The organism is Modestobacter sp. I12A-02662 (assembly GCF_041028325.1).
Taxonomy (GTDB): domain Bacteria; phylum Actinomycetota; class Actinomycetes; order Mycobacteriales; family Geodermatophilaceae; genus Modestobacter.
Map to the genome: position 1 here is coordinate 193,546 of NZ_JABGDE010000006.1, position 16,440 is coordinate 209,985.

Annotated in this window: 5 protein-coding genes; all 5 read right to left on the reverse strand. The window is 74.6% G+C overall.

The features are described 5' to 3' along the window. Positions 1–246 precede the first annotated feature (246 nt). From HL189_RS10410 to HL189_RS10430, 5 genes are read right to left on the reverse strand one after another with little or no spacing between them, the layout of a single operon-like run. Positions 247–2,358 (reverse strand): hypothetical protein, encoded by a 2,112-nt coding sequence (locus tag HL189_RS10410; protein WP_369133617.1) that lies wholly within the window; start codon positions 2,356–2,358, stop codon positions 247–249. Positions 2,359–2,360: 2 nt separating this feature from the next. After that, on the reverse strand, positions 2,361–5,252 hold the full coding sequence (locus HL189_RS10415) for a hypothetical protein (RefSeq protein WP_369133618.1): 2,892 nt from the start codon (positions 5,250–5,252) through the stop codon (positions 2,361–2,363). 21 nt (positions 5,253–5,273) lie between these two features. Further along, positions 5,274–7,982, reverse strand: coding sequence for a hypothetical protein (locus HL189_RS10420; protein ID WP_369133619.1), 2,709 nt, complete (start codon positions 7,980–7,982; stop codon positions 5,274–5,276). After that, positions 7,975–13,062: a hypothetical protein gene (locus tag HL189_RS10425; RefSeq protein WP_369133620.1), complete on the reverse strand. Its 5,088-nt coding sequence runs from the start codon at positions 13,060–13,062 to the stop codon at positions 7,975–7,977. The genes HL189_RS10420 and HL189_RS10425 overlap by 8 nt, the downstream gene beginning before the upstream one ends. Beyond that, positions 13,059–16,316, reverse strand: a complete 3,258-nt coding sequence (locus HL189_RS10430) for a DUF6603 domain-containing protein (protein WP_369133621.1) — start codon at positions 16,314–16,316, stop codon at positions 13,059–13,061. Before HL189_RS10430 ends, HL189_RS10425 begins: the two co-directional genes overlap by 4 nt. Positions 16,317–16,440 lie beyond the last annotated feature (124 nt).

A 16,440-nucleotide genomic window follows, 5' to 3' on the forward strand; every position in this document is an offset into this window, starting at 1 on the left:
GTAGGCACAGATGGTCAGCGGTGACAATCCCGAGCCATCGTGGACGGGGCTGCACTGCCGGACCGATGGTCCCCAACCTCACGCCGGCGAGCGGACGAGCAACAGGCCGCGCCACAGGTGGACCGACGGGTGGCCGGCGGTCCTCTCGGGCGTCACCCCGCGAACGTCCCGGCCCTCAGCTGACTGCCGAGGCGGCGGGCAACGACCGGCCGCAACCCGCTGTCGAGGGTCGGCCGCGAACCCGGGTCAACCGGCCACCCTTCCGGTGAGACGGAGCGCAGGCCCCTTCACCCAGCCGCGGCCTTCGCTCACCGGCTCGTAGGCCTCCTCGAACGGTCCGGGCGTGGCTGGTGCGGCGATCTCGAACAGCAACGTCGCGACCTGTCCGGGCTCGATCACGGGCTCCAGGGGCGCGGCGGGGCGGGTGCTCTCCAACCAGCCGGCCGTGACCAGACGACCGGCGTGATCGCGGGGGTCGGAGGTGCCCAGCCGTAGGGCTCCGGGGCCGCCGCGGAGCCACGTCTCGGCGCCGACGTTGCGGATCACCCAGCGGACGGCGGCGGTCTCGCCGGCTCCGATGCCATGCAGGTCCCTCGGGGTCGGGTCGAGCGCGCCGGCGGTCACGCGGATGTCTACCGTCTCGTGGACCAACGATCCGGGCGGTCGCCAGGGCTCGACGAGGTCGAAGGCGAGGCCGCTGGTCCCCGGGCCGCGTCCCGCCTGCTTGCGACGGGCCGACCACAGGTGGGTAGAGCCGTCCGGACCTCGGGTGTACTGCCAGGCCCGGGTGACGCGCGCACCTTCGGGCGGCACCTCCTCCTCGGGGATCACCAGTGGTCGCCCCGGGTACAGGAGCCGGCCGCGGGGCAGGGCCGGCACCGGTCCGTCCGGGCCCAGGCGGTCGAACGTGGACACCCGCAGCGCGGTGCCGCCCACGCCGTCGGCTTCGGGTACCAGCGGGATCCAGTGCTCGGGGACCTCGCCGGCGAGCCGGTACACCAGCGGTGCGAGCTGCCGCGGGGAGCCGGGCCGCCCGGACGCGTCGGAGTGTCGCGTCCGGTGCCACGCCTCGGCGCGGTCCACCCGGTGACCGGCCAGGCCTTCCACCGTGTGCTCGACGGCCCACGCGAGGTTGGCCCCCTCATCGCGGATCAGCAGCACGTCCTCGACCGGTTCGCTCTCCAGCCCGGCGACCAGCGCCGGCGTCAGCAACAGGCCGGGCAACCGTTCCCCGGCGGCAGCCGCGGCCGAGCCGGTGGCGGTGAGCTGGTACATCGACCACGAGGTCGCCCGGTTCGGGTCGGACCCGGGCTCGGCGCCGGCCGGTGGCACCAGCCACCGGGTGCCGAAGCTGTCGGTCACCACGAGGGAACGGATCCGGGTCAGCGTCCCGAGCGGTAGCGGCAGCGGGACCACGAACCAGTCGTTGCCGTAGGTCGTCGCGAAGTCGAGGACCAGCATCCGGGCCAGGTCGGTGGCGGCAGCCTCTACGCCGCCTAAGTCGACCTGCCGGTCCTCCAACTCCCAGTAGCGTGCCGCGGGCATCCCGGCGAAACCCGCCGGCGCGGGCAGCGTCGTCGACACCACGTCGTGGGCCTGCGGCACGGGGACCGGTGCAGCGTCGGTGTCGTGGACGAAGGCGTGCCAGTCCAGGGCTCCGCCGCCGTACTCAGGAGCATTGAGGGTGACGCCCTGACCGCCGGCGTCGGCCGCGATCGCGAACCGGTGCTCGAAGCGCTCCGGCTGCCACGATGTCACGTCGTTCGGTGCGGTGCGCACGAGGTCGTCGAACCAGGCGAGGAACCGGGTCGCCGCCCGCGTCACCGCGGCCCGGTCCTCGACCCGCACGGTGATCTCCGGGGGGAGTCCGGTACGCAGGGCCGCGGCCAGCGCGCGACCGTCCGGCGCGCGGCCGCGCAGGAGCTGCGCGTAGCGGCGAGCGGCAGCGTCGACGTCGTCCGGCAGCGCCGGCAGTCGGTACGCCGGGGCGTCGCGGAACGCGGTCCGGTAGCCCCCGACGCCCTCGTCGTCGAGCAGCCGCAGCAGGTGCAGCCCTGCTTCGGCGGCGAACCGCAGGTCCGGCTCGTCGCGGTCGCGTTCGACGGCGACCTCCAGCGGCATCGACGAGCCGTCGTCGGCGAGTTCCCCTCCAGCCGCGCGCGGCGCGCCGATCGGGGCGACCGCGGCCCGCACCCGGACCGACACCGGGGATCCGACGTCCTCCCCCTGGAACTCGCCGACCTGCCACTGGCGCGCGAGCAGCCACAACGGGTCCTGCAGGCGGGCCTCGAGCCCGGGCCGCATGTCGCCGCTGCGTGCCCGGGGCTCCAACCGGTTCCACGTGGTGATGGACGGCATCGTCACTCGCCTCCGCGGGTCAGGTCGGTGGCGATCGCGTCGCCGACCTCCACGTTGGCCGCCAGGTGGGCGGCCGGGAGCAGCTGCCCGACGTCGGTCATGGCGTCGGGCTCTGTGGGGCGCAGTGCCTCCAGGTCCACGGTGCGCAGGTGGGCCAGCGCGAGGGCCTCGAACAGGGTGTCCTCGAGCAGCTCGGTGCTCCACCGGCCGCGCTCGTCCGGGCTCACCGCCAGCAGCACCGCCTGCGCCGCCGACGCGCCCGGTGCGTCGAAGTGGAAGCTGACTCCGGTGGTCTCGGCCGTCGACGGGATGACCTCGGTCCACTCGTCGACGACGAGCCCGACGGCCGAGTCGCCGCCGGCTCCGTCCGGGGCGTGGACGAGCAGGGACAGGCGGCTGCCCGGCGGCTCGCCGGCGAGGGGGAGACCGAGCCAGCGCTCGCCCGCGGCGTGGGGGAGCTGGACCACGGACAGCCGCAGCGACGCGCCGGTGTCGCATGCCTCGGCGCAGCTCAGGGCGGTCACGAACCGGTCGGCCCCGCGACGCACCCGGGCCACGCGGTGCAGCCATCCCGCAGCGGCCCGGGAGTCGCCGCCCTGCGCCGCGGTCGAGCCCGCCAGCGCGGTCCGGAAGGGAGGCGGTACCGCGCACGTCGGCAACACCGTGAACGCCGCGCCGAACACCGCCCGCAGCCGGTCGATGTCGGGCTGGACGCCGTCCGCGGTCACCTGGGCCAGTGCCGCCTGCCGCCGGGCGAGCTCCTGCGCCACCACGTCGGCCTGGTCGCGCAACGACCCGGCGCCCGGTACCGCGGCCGGGACGCCGAGGTGGGCGCTGCGCATCAAGCCGCGGCGCAGGCGGGCGTCGTCGGCTCCGGGCGCCAGGTCGGCCTCGGCCCGCTGCAACAGGGTCGCTGCGGTGGCGGCCCGGGCGGCCAGGGCCGCATCCACGGCCGGTTCGACGAGCGGGGCGTCGGGCGTGTCGAGGTCCGGCCCGGCCAGCGCACGCGCGCCGCCGACCAGGGTCCGGACGCCACGGACGAGGTCCAGCAACTCGCCGACGCTCACGGTGTCGACGTCCCAGGAGCTGTCCCGGGTGAGGTCGAGTCGGACCTCGGCGGTCTGCCCGATGTCCGGCCGGGCCCGCACCGCGGCCTGCAACCGCGCCGTGAGCTCGGCCGGCGCCGCGTCGTCGTCCGCATCGGGCAGGGCGAGGAGATCGAGAGGTGACACCCGCAGCGCGGCCAGGGTGAGATCGTCGAGCCGCACCACGTCTCCCCCGGGTGCTCGCACGGCTTGCGCCCGATACCGGACCCGGTCCGGTGCCGGCAGCAGCGCGGCCACCCAGGCGTTGAGCTCCGGCGCGACGGTGGCGCGGGCCTGGACGTCCGGGTTCAGCGGCCAGTCGGCGGGTGCCGCCCCGTCAGTGAGCAGCACCAGCAGTCGATGGGTCACCGCCACTCCGGTGCGCGGCGTGCGGGCGACGTCCAGTTCCGGCGGTGGAGCCTCCCCGCGGTCGGCGGCGTCGAGGGTGGCGCCGGCGCGCAGGGGGTTGCCCTGCACGACCTGGTGCACGCCCTCGGCGAGCAGGGCGTCGGACACCGCGTCGACCGTGTCGGAGAGAACGGTCAGCACCTGCCGGAGGGCCGCGCGGTCGTCCGCGTGCGTCGCACCGAGATCGGTCTGCAGGTTCAGCCGGTCCTCCGACCAGGCGCGATGCAGCGCCAGCCCGTCCAGCACCTCGGCCGTGACGGCCGGGCCCGTGGTTCCCTCCTCGGCCGACACCGCGGTCGCCCGGCGAGGGAACAGGTCGCGCAGCGCGGGCAGGAACGCCGCCAACCCCACACGGGGATGTTCGTGCAGCGCGCGCTCCACGCGGTAGCCCAGCAGGGCACCCAGCGGCTGACCGTTCCGCACGCCGTCGAGCAGCCAGGAAGCCAGCTGCACGCGGTGGGACCGCAGGTCGATCGCGAACGGGCTGGTGTCGTCGCGCGCGTAGGCGCGGTACCCGCCCCGCAGGACGGCCGCGGTCGTGGCGTGCGCCACCGACGGGGCGTGCACGTAGCCGGCCCCGAGCGGGTCCTGCCGGAGAGGACCGGGCTCGTCGGGCACCGGACCGGCTTCCGTCGCAGCCGCACGAGTCTCGAGGTCCTCGACCCACACGTAGCCGCCGAGCCCCAGCCCGGCGCCCGCGGCGGGGCCGCCCGGGCGGCGCAGCCAGCTCAGCCGCTGCGTGGCGAACGAGGTGATCCACGCGTCGAGGCGGTGCGACGCCAGGTCGACGGTCTGCGCCATCAGCCGTTCGAGATCCTCCGCCGGCACGTCGGCGAGTGCGGCGAGGGCCGCTCGGGTCTCCACGAGATCGTCGAGGGCCGGGTCCAGCCCGGCGGCCCGCGCGACGTAGGCGTCCAGGCGCTCGCTCGCCGGCGCCTCGTAGTCGCCGCCGGCCATCCCCGCGAGCTCCTGCATGATCGTCACCGCGCGCTGTGCGGCCGCGACAGCGCCGGCCGGATCGGCGGTCCGGAACTGCGCCTGGTCGATCAGGGCCTGGGCCAGCGCACTGCGGAACCGGTCCGGGTCGGCGCCGGCGAGCCGGTCGTGGACGGCGACGCGGGCCCGGGCCGCCGTCACCGCCTCCGTCCGGGCCCCGGTCCGCCACAGCTCCCACATGAGGGTCGACAACGCGCCCGAGAGCACGCTCAGCTCGGCGGCCTCGCCGGGCGAGGTGGGTGTGTCGGCGGACCCGATGGCGCGGGCCCAGGTCGGCCCGCCGGCGGAGGGTTCGACGTACCACGTCGCGTCGCTCGATCGCCAGACCGCAGGGTCCACCACCCCGTCACGGTCGTAGTCGGCCGGGATGGGGTGGTCACCCGGCACCGGCGCGGGCAGGGGCATCGGGTCACCTCCTCACGGTGGTCATCGGAAGCTCTCCTCCTCGACGAGCGCGGTGGCGAGGACGGGGCGGTAGCGTTCCCGCTCGGCGGCGGGGCGGTCGGGCGCCACCAGTCGGCGGTACACCCCGACCCGTCGGGTCATCGAGGTCAGCGCACTCGCCCGGTCCCCGGTGTCGCGCTGGGCGTGCGCCAAGAAGTACAACGCCCCCGCCAGCAGGTCCCAGTGCTGGTTCGGCACCACCCCCGACACGTCGTCCAGATCGACGACCCCGGCCAGCTCCGCCATCACCTCCACCGCCCGCCGCCCGGCCACCACGGCACCCGCCGGATCCTCCTGCCGGAAGCCGGTCAGATCGACCAACGCCTGCCCCACCAACGGCCGGTACCGCAGCCGCTCCGCCTCCGGCCGATCCGCCGCCGCCAACCGCTCGTACACCCCCACCCGACGACGCAACGACCGCACCCCGCCCGCCCGATCCCCCGCCTCCCACTGCGCGAAGCCCAGGAAGTACAACGCCCCCGCGAACAGGTCCCAGTGCTGGTTCGGCACCACCCCCGACACGTCGTCCAGATCGACGACCCCGGCCAGCTCCGCCATCACCTCCACCGCCCGCCGCCCGGCCACCACGGCACCCGCCGGATCCTCCTGCCGGAAGCCGGTCAGATCGACCAACGCCTGCCCCACCAACGGCCGGTACCGCAGCCGCTCCGCCTCCGGCCGATCCGCCGCCGCCAACCGCTCGTACACCCCCACCCGACGACGCAACGACCGCACCCCGCCCGCCCGATCCCCCGCCTCCCACTGCGCGAAGCCCAGGAAGTACAACGCCCCCGCCAGCAGGTCCCAGTGCTGGTTGGGGGTGCGGTCGGCGATCGAGGTCGCCCAGCGCGCGTCCTCGCCGAGCCGCCGCCACACCGTGTCGGTCGGTGGGCCGGGTACGATGTCGACGAGCTCAGGTTCCGGGTCGGCGGGCGGCCGTCCGACCCGCTGCCGGACCCGCTCGGCCGCGGCGGCGTGCTCCAGCAACAGGTCGTGCCGCAGCAACCGGTAGAGCAGCGGCGTGCCGGCCGGGGCGTCGACGTCGAGTGCGGCGTTGAGCGCACCCTGGCCAAGGTCGGGGGCGGCCAGGCGGCGCAGGTAGGCGGACGCCGGGGTCGCGCCGGGCGCCTCGACGATCGGCCCGGGGATCCGGAACGACTCGTCGGCGAAGACGTTGCGCCCGACCCGTGGCTCCCACGGGCCGAGGTCGAGGCGTTGCCCCAGCCGCGCGGTCGCGGACAGCAGGTCGGTCCGCCAGTCCGCGCCCAGGGCCAGCGGCGGGTCGAGGAAGCGCCACAGGTAGGCGATGTAGTCCATCCCGAGCAGGCTGCGCGCGTAGTAGGCCTGCGCGTGCGCGCCCATCCCGAGGATGCGCACGACCGTCTCGGGCCCCTTGCGGTCGGCGGCCCGCGGCACCGACGCGATCGAGGGCTCCCAGATCCGGGCCCGCAGCCGCTGCAGGAGGTCCAGCGTGCCCGCACCCAGGACGTCGGCGGTCCGCGGGGTGCGTTCCCGCTCGGTGTACGCCGACGTGGCCAGCAGCGGGAGGACTCCGTAGGGCTGTCCGGCCACCCGCAGGGCCGGCAGCGGGCCGGCCGGGCGCACGTGGTCCAGGACGTGCCGGCGGACCCGTCGCACCTCCGCGTCCGGGATGGCCGTCCCGATCATCGTGGTGAGGAAGTATCCCCAGGTCAGCTGCCACAGCGCGGTCTGCATCCAGCGGGCGCGGGGCTGTTCGCGGTCGCGCGCACCGGGTGCCTCGGCGAGCGCCGGGTGCAGCGGCAGGCCGAGGGCGCGGGTAAGCACCGCCGCGTTCGCGTCCGCGGCCACCGGCGGCGGCGGGGTGAGACCGGGGCGATGGGCATCGCGATACGCACGGTCCCGGCGGGACGGTGCCGCTCGCGAACCGCGGGTGTTGTTGGTGGCGACGCCCTGGGGCAGGTAGGTGAACCCGTGGGTGTGGTGGTGGGCGGTGAGGAGCTCGGTCAACGTGCGCGCACCGACCTGGCCGTCCGCCGTCTCGAGCAGCCCGTACACTAGCAGCCGGCGGTAGCCGCGGAACTCCCCGGCGGGCAGGTCTGGGGGCGGTGCGAGGGTCAGCGCCATCCCGCGGGCCTCGGCGGCGTCGAAGTCGACCAGCCAACGGCTGGCGTCGTCGACCGGCGGCGCGTCGTTGGGGGAGGCGCCGACGTCGAACCGGGGCGACGGGCCGACTGCGAGGTCGGGGGCGATCTCGTTCCCGTCCGCGCGGGCCCGCAGCTGCTCGTGGCCGATCGGGATCCCGACGGCGCGCCACCGGGTGGGCAGGGCACGGGCCAGCGGCGCACGGGTCCACGCGGACTCGGGTGGCGGCTCGGTGAGCACCGGGAATTGCGGCGGCGTGGCAGGTCGCTGCTGCGGATTGGTCGGCCGCAGCGCGCGGGCGATCCACGAGCCGCGCTCGGCTCCGAAGCGGAGGGCGAGGGTGTCCCAGGCCGCCTGCTCGGCGGCGTCGTCGGCGGCGGTCCAGAACGCGTTCCAGTACTGCCGGCCGGCCGCCCGCTCCTCGGCGGTCAGGTCCGCCTCGTGGGTGTCGATATGAATCTGGTCGGGGAAGACCCGGATCTTCAACGTCGTCCCCGCGAAGCGGGTCTCCAGCCGCACCGGGAGCAGGGCGACCGGGACGTCGGCCGGCAGCGCGAACTCAGGCATCGGGCAACACCGGCAGGGACAGCAGGAGGTGGGTCTGGTCGTCGTCGGCCGCGGTGGTCAGGTACGTAACCCCGGCGACGGTCTGCGCCGCCCGGACCTCCCACCGGGTGTCCGCGCCGTCGCGCAGCCAGAACTGCTCCTGGCGGCGGAGGGCCTCGACGACCTGCTCGACGGTCCGCCGCCAGGGTCGCCCGTCGGGTTGGTTCCCGCCGACGTCGGTCACCCGCAGCCGGGGGTCGGGGTCGTCGCGCAGCCGCACGCCGGTGACCTGCCAGTCGTCCGCGACGGCCGGCAGCAGGTCGGTGGCGTGCACCGCCACCTCGATCGAGCGGCGCACGGTGATGTGGGCGAGGTGAGCGCTGTTGCGGGGCCAGGTGAACTCGTGAGCCCCGCCGTCGGCGTGGTCCGGCAGGGTGACGGAGCCGAAGGGCGGGTTCAGCGGCGGGTAGCGGAGCTGCGCCAGGCCGGTCGCGTCGGCCGCCAACCGGGCCCAGTCCAGCGCCTGCCAGTGCAGTGGGGCCGCGGCGAACACGGCGTCGCGTTCCGGCGGGTCCGGGATGCCGAAGCGCGGCGCCGCCGGATGCTGGGCGAGCACGAAGAACCAGCCGGCGTCGGTGTCGCTGCCGCGGGCCTGTGCGACGGTCAACGGGAAACCGAAGAACGTCAGATCCGGCGGGAGGGAGGCGAGGAACTGCGGCCCGACCACCTCGTCGGTGAGGACTCGCGGCGTGCGGTCCGGCCCCCCACGCCAGGCCGCCCGCCGGGCGAAGACGCGGGCGTTCGGGTAGCGGCGCAGCAGCTCACCGCGCACCAGCAGGACCGCCATGTCGGGGCCGCCGACCGCCATGGCGTGCGCGCCCAGGCCCCGGTCGCCCTCCGCCCAGGTGGAGATCGGCGGGATGTCCACAAGCGGCCCACGGGCCGGGTCCCCACCGCGCGCGTCCCAGAACTGCCGGAAGGAGGTCCCCCGCCGGTCGGCCGGGAACTCGCGCCACAGCAGCTCGCGGGCGAACTCGTGGTTCAGCCCGACCAGGTAGGCCTCGATGAACGTGGTGTTCGCCCGGACCAGGGTCAAGGTGTCGGTCGGCACGCCGTCGACCCCGGGCAGCAAAAGGTCCTGCGACAGCTCCGCCAGCGGCGCGAACATGGCCTGGGGGAAGCTCGGCGACACCACCAGCGGATCGAGGGGATCGGCGGTGTCCGGGAGGCCGGCGAAGTCCACTCCCCGCACCCGCTCGATGACCCGGGCGGGCACGGTCAGCCCCGGGTCCAGCCGCTGCCGGACCGCGGCGGCGACGGCTTGCGCGGGCACCGCGGACTCCTCGTCGGCGCGCGTCATCGCCTGGCCGCGCTCGATCATCTCCTGGTGCGCGGTGGCGGCGGCGCCGAACGCCTCCGCGAACTCGCGCTTGCGCACGGTCAGCGCGAGCCCTTCGTGCAGGTCTCCCACGGCGACACCGGCCAGCGTCGAGGCCGCTCCCCCGGCCACGGGAACCGGCGACACCCCCACCCATTCGCGCACCACGCCGTCGACCCCCAGGTCGAGACCGACGCGGTACCCCACCGCGGTGGCGCCCGGGACGCCCTCGACGTGGGCGACGACCAGATCGGGCGACTGGCTGCCGGAGAAGTCCGCGACCGCCAGGCCGGCCCCCCGGACGGTCGGTGACACGGGCGGGCCGCCGACGCTGACGACGTCGCTCCAGCCGCCGACCACCCGGCCCCTGCCGTTGATCCGCCAGCCGATCCGGTAGGCCGTGCGCATCCCGGCGGGCAATTGCTCGACGAGCAGCACGACGAGCTCGGGGCGCAGGTCGTTGTCCACATCGGTCAGCGCGAGGCCCAGCCCGAGGACGCGCGGCGCGCCGGGCTGGCCGGCGACGGGCCGGCCCGGCCACGGGATCTCCTCCGACTCGGTCCAGCCGCCGGTCACGGCTCCCGCGGCGTCCAGACCCCAGCCGATCCGGTAGTAGATCCGCTCCTGGTCGGGGATGCCGGAGACGTAGGCCAGGACGAGCTCCGGCCGCCCGTCGCCGTCGAGGTCGCCGACGGCGACGTCGCAGGCCTGCACGTCGTACCGCATGGTGAGCGCGCCGCTCGACCCCGTCGTGGTGCTCATCGGGGTGGGGGTACGGCGGTCCTGCCCCGGCGGATCCCAGGTGATCTCCCCCGCGGCACCGGTCCGACCGATCCGCCAGACACCGAGGTTGCCGAGGAAGCCGACCTCGTCGATGCGCAGCTGGAGGACGTCCTGGCTGCCGTCGCCGGCGAGATCGGTGAGGGCCAGTCCGGCGCACTGCGTCCGGTCCGCGGTCCCGGTCGGGGTGGCCGCCGGTGTCGCCCACCCGCCGCGGACCTCCCCCGCGAAGCCCAGGTCGCGGCCGATCGAGAGCTGGGTGGCGCTGTTCGGCCCCGGCGCCTCCAGCTGACCGACCACCAGGTGGCCCATAAGCCCGACGACCCCGCGCCACTCCGACCGCTGCGGGGGTAGCGCGTCGGGGTCCCCGCTGCCGGCGGCCTGCGGCGAGCCCCGGTGCTCCCACCGTGCCGCGCCCGGACCGAGGACGGACAGCCCGCCCGCGACAGCGGCCCAGAGCTCCCCGGAGCGCAGCGCGCAGCCCCCGGCGGGGAGGCCGCCGGGATCGAACACGTCCCAGGCGCGGGAGCCGTCGCCTTGCACGCGAGCCCGCAGCAGCCGGCCGGACGTGCCCACGGCCAGCAGCTCGTCGCCCGCCCCGAGGAGCCTGCCGACCGGCTCGGGAGCGCCGTAGTCCATCCAGATCGAGATGAACCCCAGGTTCAGGGGGTAGCTCAGCCCCCCGGAAGCCATCCGGATCAGCACGAGGCCGCCGAACGTCGTCGGCGGGGTCGACGGGTCGACCGCCACGCCGGCGAAGGCGATCTGCGTCCAGCTCCACCCGCCGTCGTAGCTGTGCCGGTAGACCTGGCCGTTCTGGCCGTGCACCATCAGTTCCCAGCCGGAACCGCCGACCGCTCCGGTCGCGCCGGTGCCCGGGGGTGTGCCCAGGTCCGACCAGCCCCAGCGGTCGTCCCTCCCTGAGAGGTCCCACAGGTGTCCGTCGGCGGCGGTCGCGTAGACGCTGTAGAAGGTGCCGGAGCGGAACAGCCCGTTCCCGATCGGGATGGAGCCTCGCGCGAGCGCCAGCAGCGGGCCGCCGACGACGTGGCCGTCGGGCCGCCCGTGGTCCAGCCACGCCCACCGGTCCCCGTCCCAGTGCAGCGAGCAGACCCGGCCGTCCGCCGTGCGGACGAAGGCATGCAGGTCGCTGATGGCGACCGGTTGGTCGACCGCGATGCCTCCCGGCGGGGGGCCGTGGTCGTGCCAGGCCACCGGTGCGTCCACCCGGGAGAGCAGCCGCCCGGTCTCGGTCACCAGGAAGACCCGGTTGGGCATGGCCGCCCCGACGTGCAGGAGGTTCGGGGTGAACGGCTCCGGTCGCTCCGCCACGACCGGTTCCGTCCGCACCCACCAGGGCTCCTTGATGCGGTCGGCCCGCAGATCCCGCACCCCTTCACCGCCGCTGAGCGCCTTCAGGGCGACCATGCCGGGGGCGGGCCGCAACGCCGGGTTGACCGTAAGGTCCCGGCCGGCCAACAGGTTGATCGGCGGTGCCCACGGCTCCGCCGCCGCGACGGCCCGCCGCGCCAGCACCGACGACGACCTGGTCACCCGGCGGAAGGCGGGCGACAACGCGGCACGGACCTCGGCGTTCGGCGCTACCAATGCGTCGACGGCGAGGGCGGCGTGGGCGGGTTCGCTGATCTGCAGCAGGCGCTCGACGCCCACCCCGTCGTCGGCGGCCAGCCGCCGGTACGCCGGCAGGCCGACGGTGCGGGCCAGTTGGCCCTGCCGCAGCGTTTCCCGGGTCCGGGCCACCGCCGCGGCCTGGGCCCAGGCCGCGGCCATCAGCGCTTCCTGCTGTTGCCGGACGACCTGGGCGCCGTATGCGGCGGCGGCGCGCGAGCGCGGGTCGAGGTTGAGCTCGCGCATCCACCGGGGCGCCTTGGAGAGGGCCGTGACACCGGCCGGGCCGGCGCCGTAGAGGGGCGCCGCCAGCTTCCCCGGTCGGTGGTCGAGTAGCGGTGCCAACGCCTCAGCGAAGGCGGTGGCGGCCGCCGCCGGCCAAACCGAGGGAACCGTTTCGGGCCCGCGCAGGGCACCCTCGAACCCGAGCACCGCCGCCGGTGACTGCGGGTCGACCGGTGGGAACCCCTGCGCCGGCCGGCTGACGTCGACGGGGCGCAGCCCGAGGGTGTCCGGCATGGCGCGCGGTCGGAGCCGGCGCACCAGGGCGAGGAAGTCCCCCTCCGGGCCGGCCCCGAATGCCCAGTGGTGATAGACCGGGAGGGCGATCTCGCTGCCGCCGTCCTGACCGTCAGCGCTCCACGCGGGCCGCAGGCTGTTCTCGTCGGCAGCCTCCAGCGGCACCCCCAGGCCCCGCTTGCGGCCGGCCTCGAACGCCGGCACGACGCAGGCCAGGTAGCGCTCCCCGGTGCGCAGTCGCCGGGGACAGAGCAGGCGGGACAGCGAGCGCTCGGGCGGCCCGGCGAGCAGCGCGTCGAGCGTGCTCCGGCTGAGATCGCCGTCCGTGGCGAGTTGGGCGTGCGCCCACGCCCACGAGTCGCGCAGATCCGGCAGTTCTCGCAGAGGGCAGCGCAGCACGGGCAGGAGGGCGTTCGGCTCGGGTCCGACCGTGGCCTCCGCCGCGTCGACCACCACCAGCACCAGCCAGGGACGCAGGCGCTCTCCGCCGCGGGCCCTCGCCGGCGTCAGCAGCCACGGCAGATCCGGGCGATCGAACTCGACGAGCGGGAAGAACGTCGGTTCCGCGTCCGCCCCGGCCGCCGGGTGGGTCCGGATGATCTGGCGGGGATCGAGCCCGGTGACGTCGCCCGGACCGTACATCCGGGCGGGCAGCGCGATCTCCGGCCGCGCGTTGAGGCTCACCCCGAGCGTCAACGCGCCGTGGCCGGGCAGTGCGCCGTCGAGCGGATCCTCGGTCGCCGCGTCGAGCCGGGGCCCACCCCGTGCCCAGGACAGGAACGTCAGGCCGCTCATCCGAGCACCTGCAGGTCGAGTACGGGGCCCGCGAAACGCCCCGGACCGGTGCGGCGGGTCAGGGCGTCGGCGGCCGCGCCAACGGCCATCGTCCTCCGCAGAGTGTCCGGGTCCACCGGCACCGGGAGGTCCTTCCGCACCGGACCGTCCGGTTCGTCGACCACGACGGTGCGCGGCGCGAGGACGGCCTCGACCGGCGGGCTGGTGTCCCGGTCCACACCCGCCACCATTACGCGGCGCCCGGCCACCCACCGCACGAACGACGGTTGGGACAGCTTCTGGTCGTCGGTGAGATCGAGGAACTCGGCCGGCGCGAAGTACTCCTCGGTCGGCTCGGTGACCGCCTCGGTGGCGCCGACGCGGAGCGGGCCGAGGCTCATCGTGGTGGCGCCGGTGACCCTAGAGGTGCCGAACCGCTGGAGCTCGATCCCCAGCGGCGCCACGCGTTGGGTGAGGGCGAGCACGCCGAGCGGGTGGACCAGCAGCATGTTGGTGGCCGCGGGGATCTCGCGCAAGGTCACCAACGACTCGCCGTCGGGGGGGAGCTGGGCGCTCCAGTTCCGGGGGTCCCGCAACGCGGCCTCGACCAGGGCCTCGACGTCGGTGGACGCCGGCAGCGGCGGCGGTGCGCCGGCTCCGAGCCGGACGTCGAAGCCGATCTCGGCCGAGAGGAACAGGATCTGGAAGCGGGCCCGGCCGACCGCCCGCCACGGCGACGGGCCGGACAGGCTGAGCTGGACGCTGATCGCCATCAGGACCCGCGATCCGAACTTCAGCGACACCGACCCCGCGATGTCCACCAGCACCAGGAACGGGTCGAACTGGAACAGCGCGTCGAACGCGAGCATCCCCTCGACGCTGAACCCGAGCGCCGCGGCGTAGAGCTCCAGCCGGGCGCCGAACTGCACGGAGTTCGAGGTCAGCGCCAGGTAGGACTCGAGACGCAGCCGGGGGTTGTCCCCGGTGCACAGGCTCAGGGCCAGCCGGGCCAGCTTCGGGAAGGCCGGCGGCGGCTGGAACCGGGGATGGAACCCGCCCACGGCCAGGGCGAAGCCGGGCCGGTCCCCCCAGCCGGCCCGCAAGGCCATGTCCCCGGTGAGGGTGAACCCGGCGATCCGTGAGTCGTACAGGGATGCGTCGATCGAGACCTCGCCGCGCTCGAAGTCCACGACGCCGAGCACATCCATGTTGATCTCGACGATGGCGCTCTCGTCCCGGGGCAACGCCATCCGCAGCCGGCCCATCACGGCCAGCCGGACCGGAGCGGGCAGCTCGAGGATCACCCCGAGGTCGAAGGTCAGCAGCGTCGGCGCGCCCCAGCCCAGCCGCGCCATCGGGCCGATGACGAAGCGCCCCGGCGCGGGTGGGAACACCGCGGAGAGATCGGCGATGAGCTGGGGGGCGTTGGCCACGGGGTCGGTGGGGAACATGATGGAGTTCAGGACGCCGGTCTTGATACCCGCACGCAGCACGTCGATCACGACGGTGCGGTTGACGCCGACCAGCCCGCCGACGCCGTTGAGGGTGAACCCGTAGCCCAGTTGGATCGGCGTGAACTCGGCGGAGATGATCAGGAGCAGCGAGAAGCCCTCGGACCCGTCCGGCATCCGGGTCGTGATGATCCCGACGGCCTTGAGCGCGATGCCCTTGAACTCCAGTTGCAGGACACCGGCGTACTCGCCTGCCGCGGGCCTGAAGAACAGGTACCCGCCGCCGACGAGCGGTCCGGCCTCGATCACCAGCCCGGCGCCGTCCGGCGGCCTGAACCCCGGCTCCAACTGAGCGGGTCCGAGGTTGCCGCCGGTCGGGGGGAACGTCACCAGGGCCTCCAGGCCCACACGCTCGACGGTGGCCCGCACCGGGCCGAGGATCACGCTTGCCGTGGCGGCCGCCGCGACCCGGATCCCGTCCTCGCCTGCGCTCAGCCGCACGAAGATCGAGGGGACCTTCAGCGGCCCGAGGTCCAGATGAACCGGCAGGGTCGCCTCGAGCCCAGCCGCTCCGCGCACGTGCAGTCCTGTGCGGCGCGACCAGACGACCACCAGTTCGAAGGCGGCCCGTAGCCCTTCCGCGGGGAGCACCTGGGCGAGGAAGCCGTCACCGTCGCCGCCGGCGATGACGATGGCCGCTGTCCTGATCTCCACTCTCAGGGCCACGTCATCGGTTCCGTCGCCGAGCCTTGCCGCCGCTCCCAGTGTGAGTGAACCGATCTCCAAGCGGGTGCCGGTCGTGCTGCCGACGAGCACGGCCGGAATGCTCGCCGCCGATGTCTTGGCCGCCTCGACCTCCACCTGCACCGTGCCGGAGTCGCCGGCCGGCAGGACGAGTCCATTGCGTCCGAAGGCGAATCCCGCAACCGACACACCCACGGTCACACGCACCTGCCAGTCGCGCGCCTCGAAATCGCGCGTCGCCATACCGAACGGAGCGCAGACGACGCCCAGGTCACCCGCGTCCGGTCCCGCGAGCGAAACGATCAAGCTTGCGCTGTCGAAGCCCGAGATGCCGGTGGTCAGGACGCTGCGGGCGGCGAAGGCACCCTCCTCGGGCGGTGCCCCGGCCGCCAACGGCGGCGGGTACCAGGCATTGAAGTGCAAGGCGCGAAGAAGGGAGGCCAGGCGCGGGAACAGGCGTGCCGCCGCCGCGGCCGAGTCCCACTCACCGGACGTTCCCGGGGCAAGATAATAGCGACGAAAATGGTCGGCCGGATCACGGAGCAGGTCTCCGACCTGGTCCAGGGCGAGCCGCGCCCGGGAGCCGGAGATGCGCATCAGGCGGGCTCCGTCACGCAGCTCGGGTTCGCTGGGCCGCTGGCCGCCCGGCTCGATCAAGGTGAGGACCTCGAGGACAGCGGCAGCCAGCGGATGAGCGCTGTACAGCCACCGCAGGGTGAGGTGCTCCAACAGCCGCTGAGGAAGATCCGTGATGAGCTCGGAGGGCAGTCGCGTCAGCAGGGCGGGTAGATCCGACAGCGAGCCTGCCAGTCCTGCCGCGGAATGCAGCGCGGTGGCGAGGTCCTCCAGACTCTCGGGGGGCGACTCGGCGAGCTCGCCGGCTACCTCAGCCGCCGTCGCAAGCGCCCCGAGCGCTTCGTCGAGCTGCTCCAACACTTCGGTCGGCTGGCCATCCAGCGCCCAACCCAACGCGGCGAACACTTCACCGCGGGCCGAGACAGGATCATCGGCGACGAGGCGCAGCGGCTGGGCCCACCTCGCGAGCTCGGCAAACAGGCGCGCCTGCGCACTCTCGGTCATCGGCGAGCCCCTGCCTGCCGACTGTACGGGGCCTTGACTGAACCACGGGACCGAAAAAAACTGAAGGGCTGGACAGCACCAAGGCACACAGCGACCCGTCGGGCCGGACGGCGGAACATGAAGG

Bases quoted from the DNA above. Each gene is read 5' to 3' on its own strand.
- HL189_RS10425 (WP_369133620.1), bottom strand. From the start codon at position 13,062: ATGAGCGGCCTGACGTTCCTGTCCTGGGCACGGGGTGGGCCCCGGCTC.
- HL189_RS10410 (WP_369133617.1), bottom strand. From the start codon at position 2,358: ATGCCGTCCATCACCACGTGGAACCGGTTGGAGCCCCGGGCACGCAGC.
- HL189_RS10430 (WP_369133621.1), bottom strand. From the start codon at position 16,316: ATGACCGAGAGTGCGCAGGCGCGCCTGTTTGCCGAGCTCGCGAGGTGG.
- HL189_RS10415 (WP_369133618.1), bottom strand. From the start codon at position 5,252: ATGCCCCTGCCCGCGCCGGTGCCGGGTGACCACCCCATCCCGGCCGAC.
- HL189_RS10420 (WP_369133619.1), bottom strand. From the start codon at position 7,982: ATGCCTGAGTTCGCGCTGCCGGCCGACGTCCCGGTCGCCCTGCTCCCG.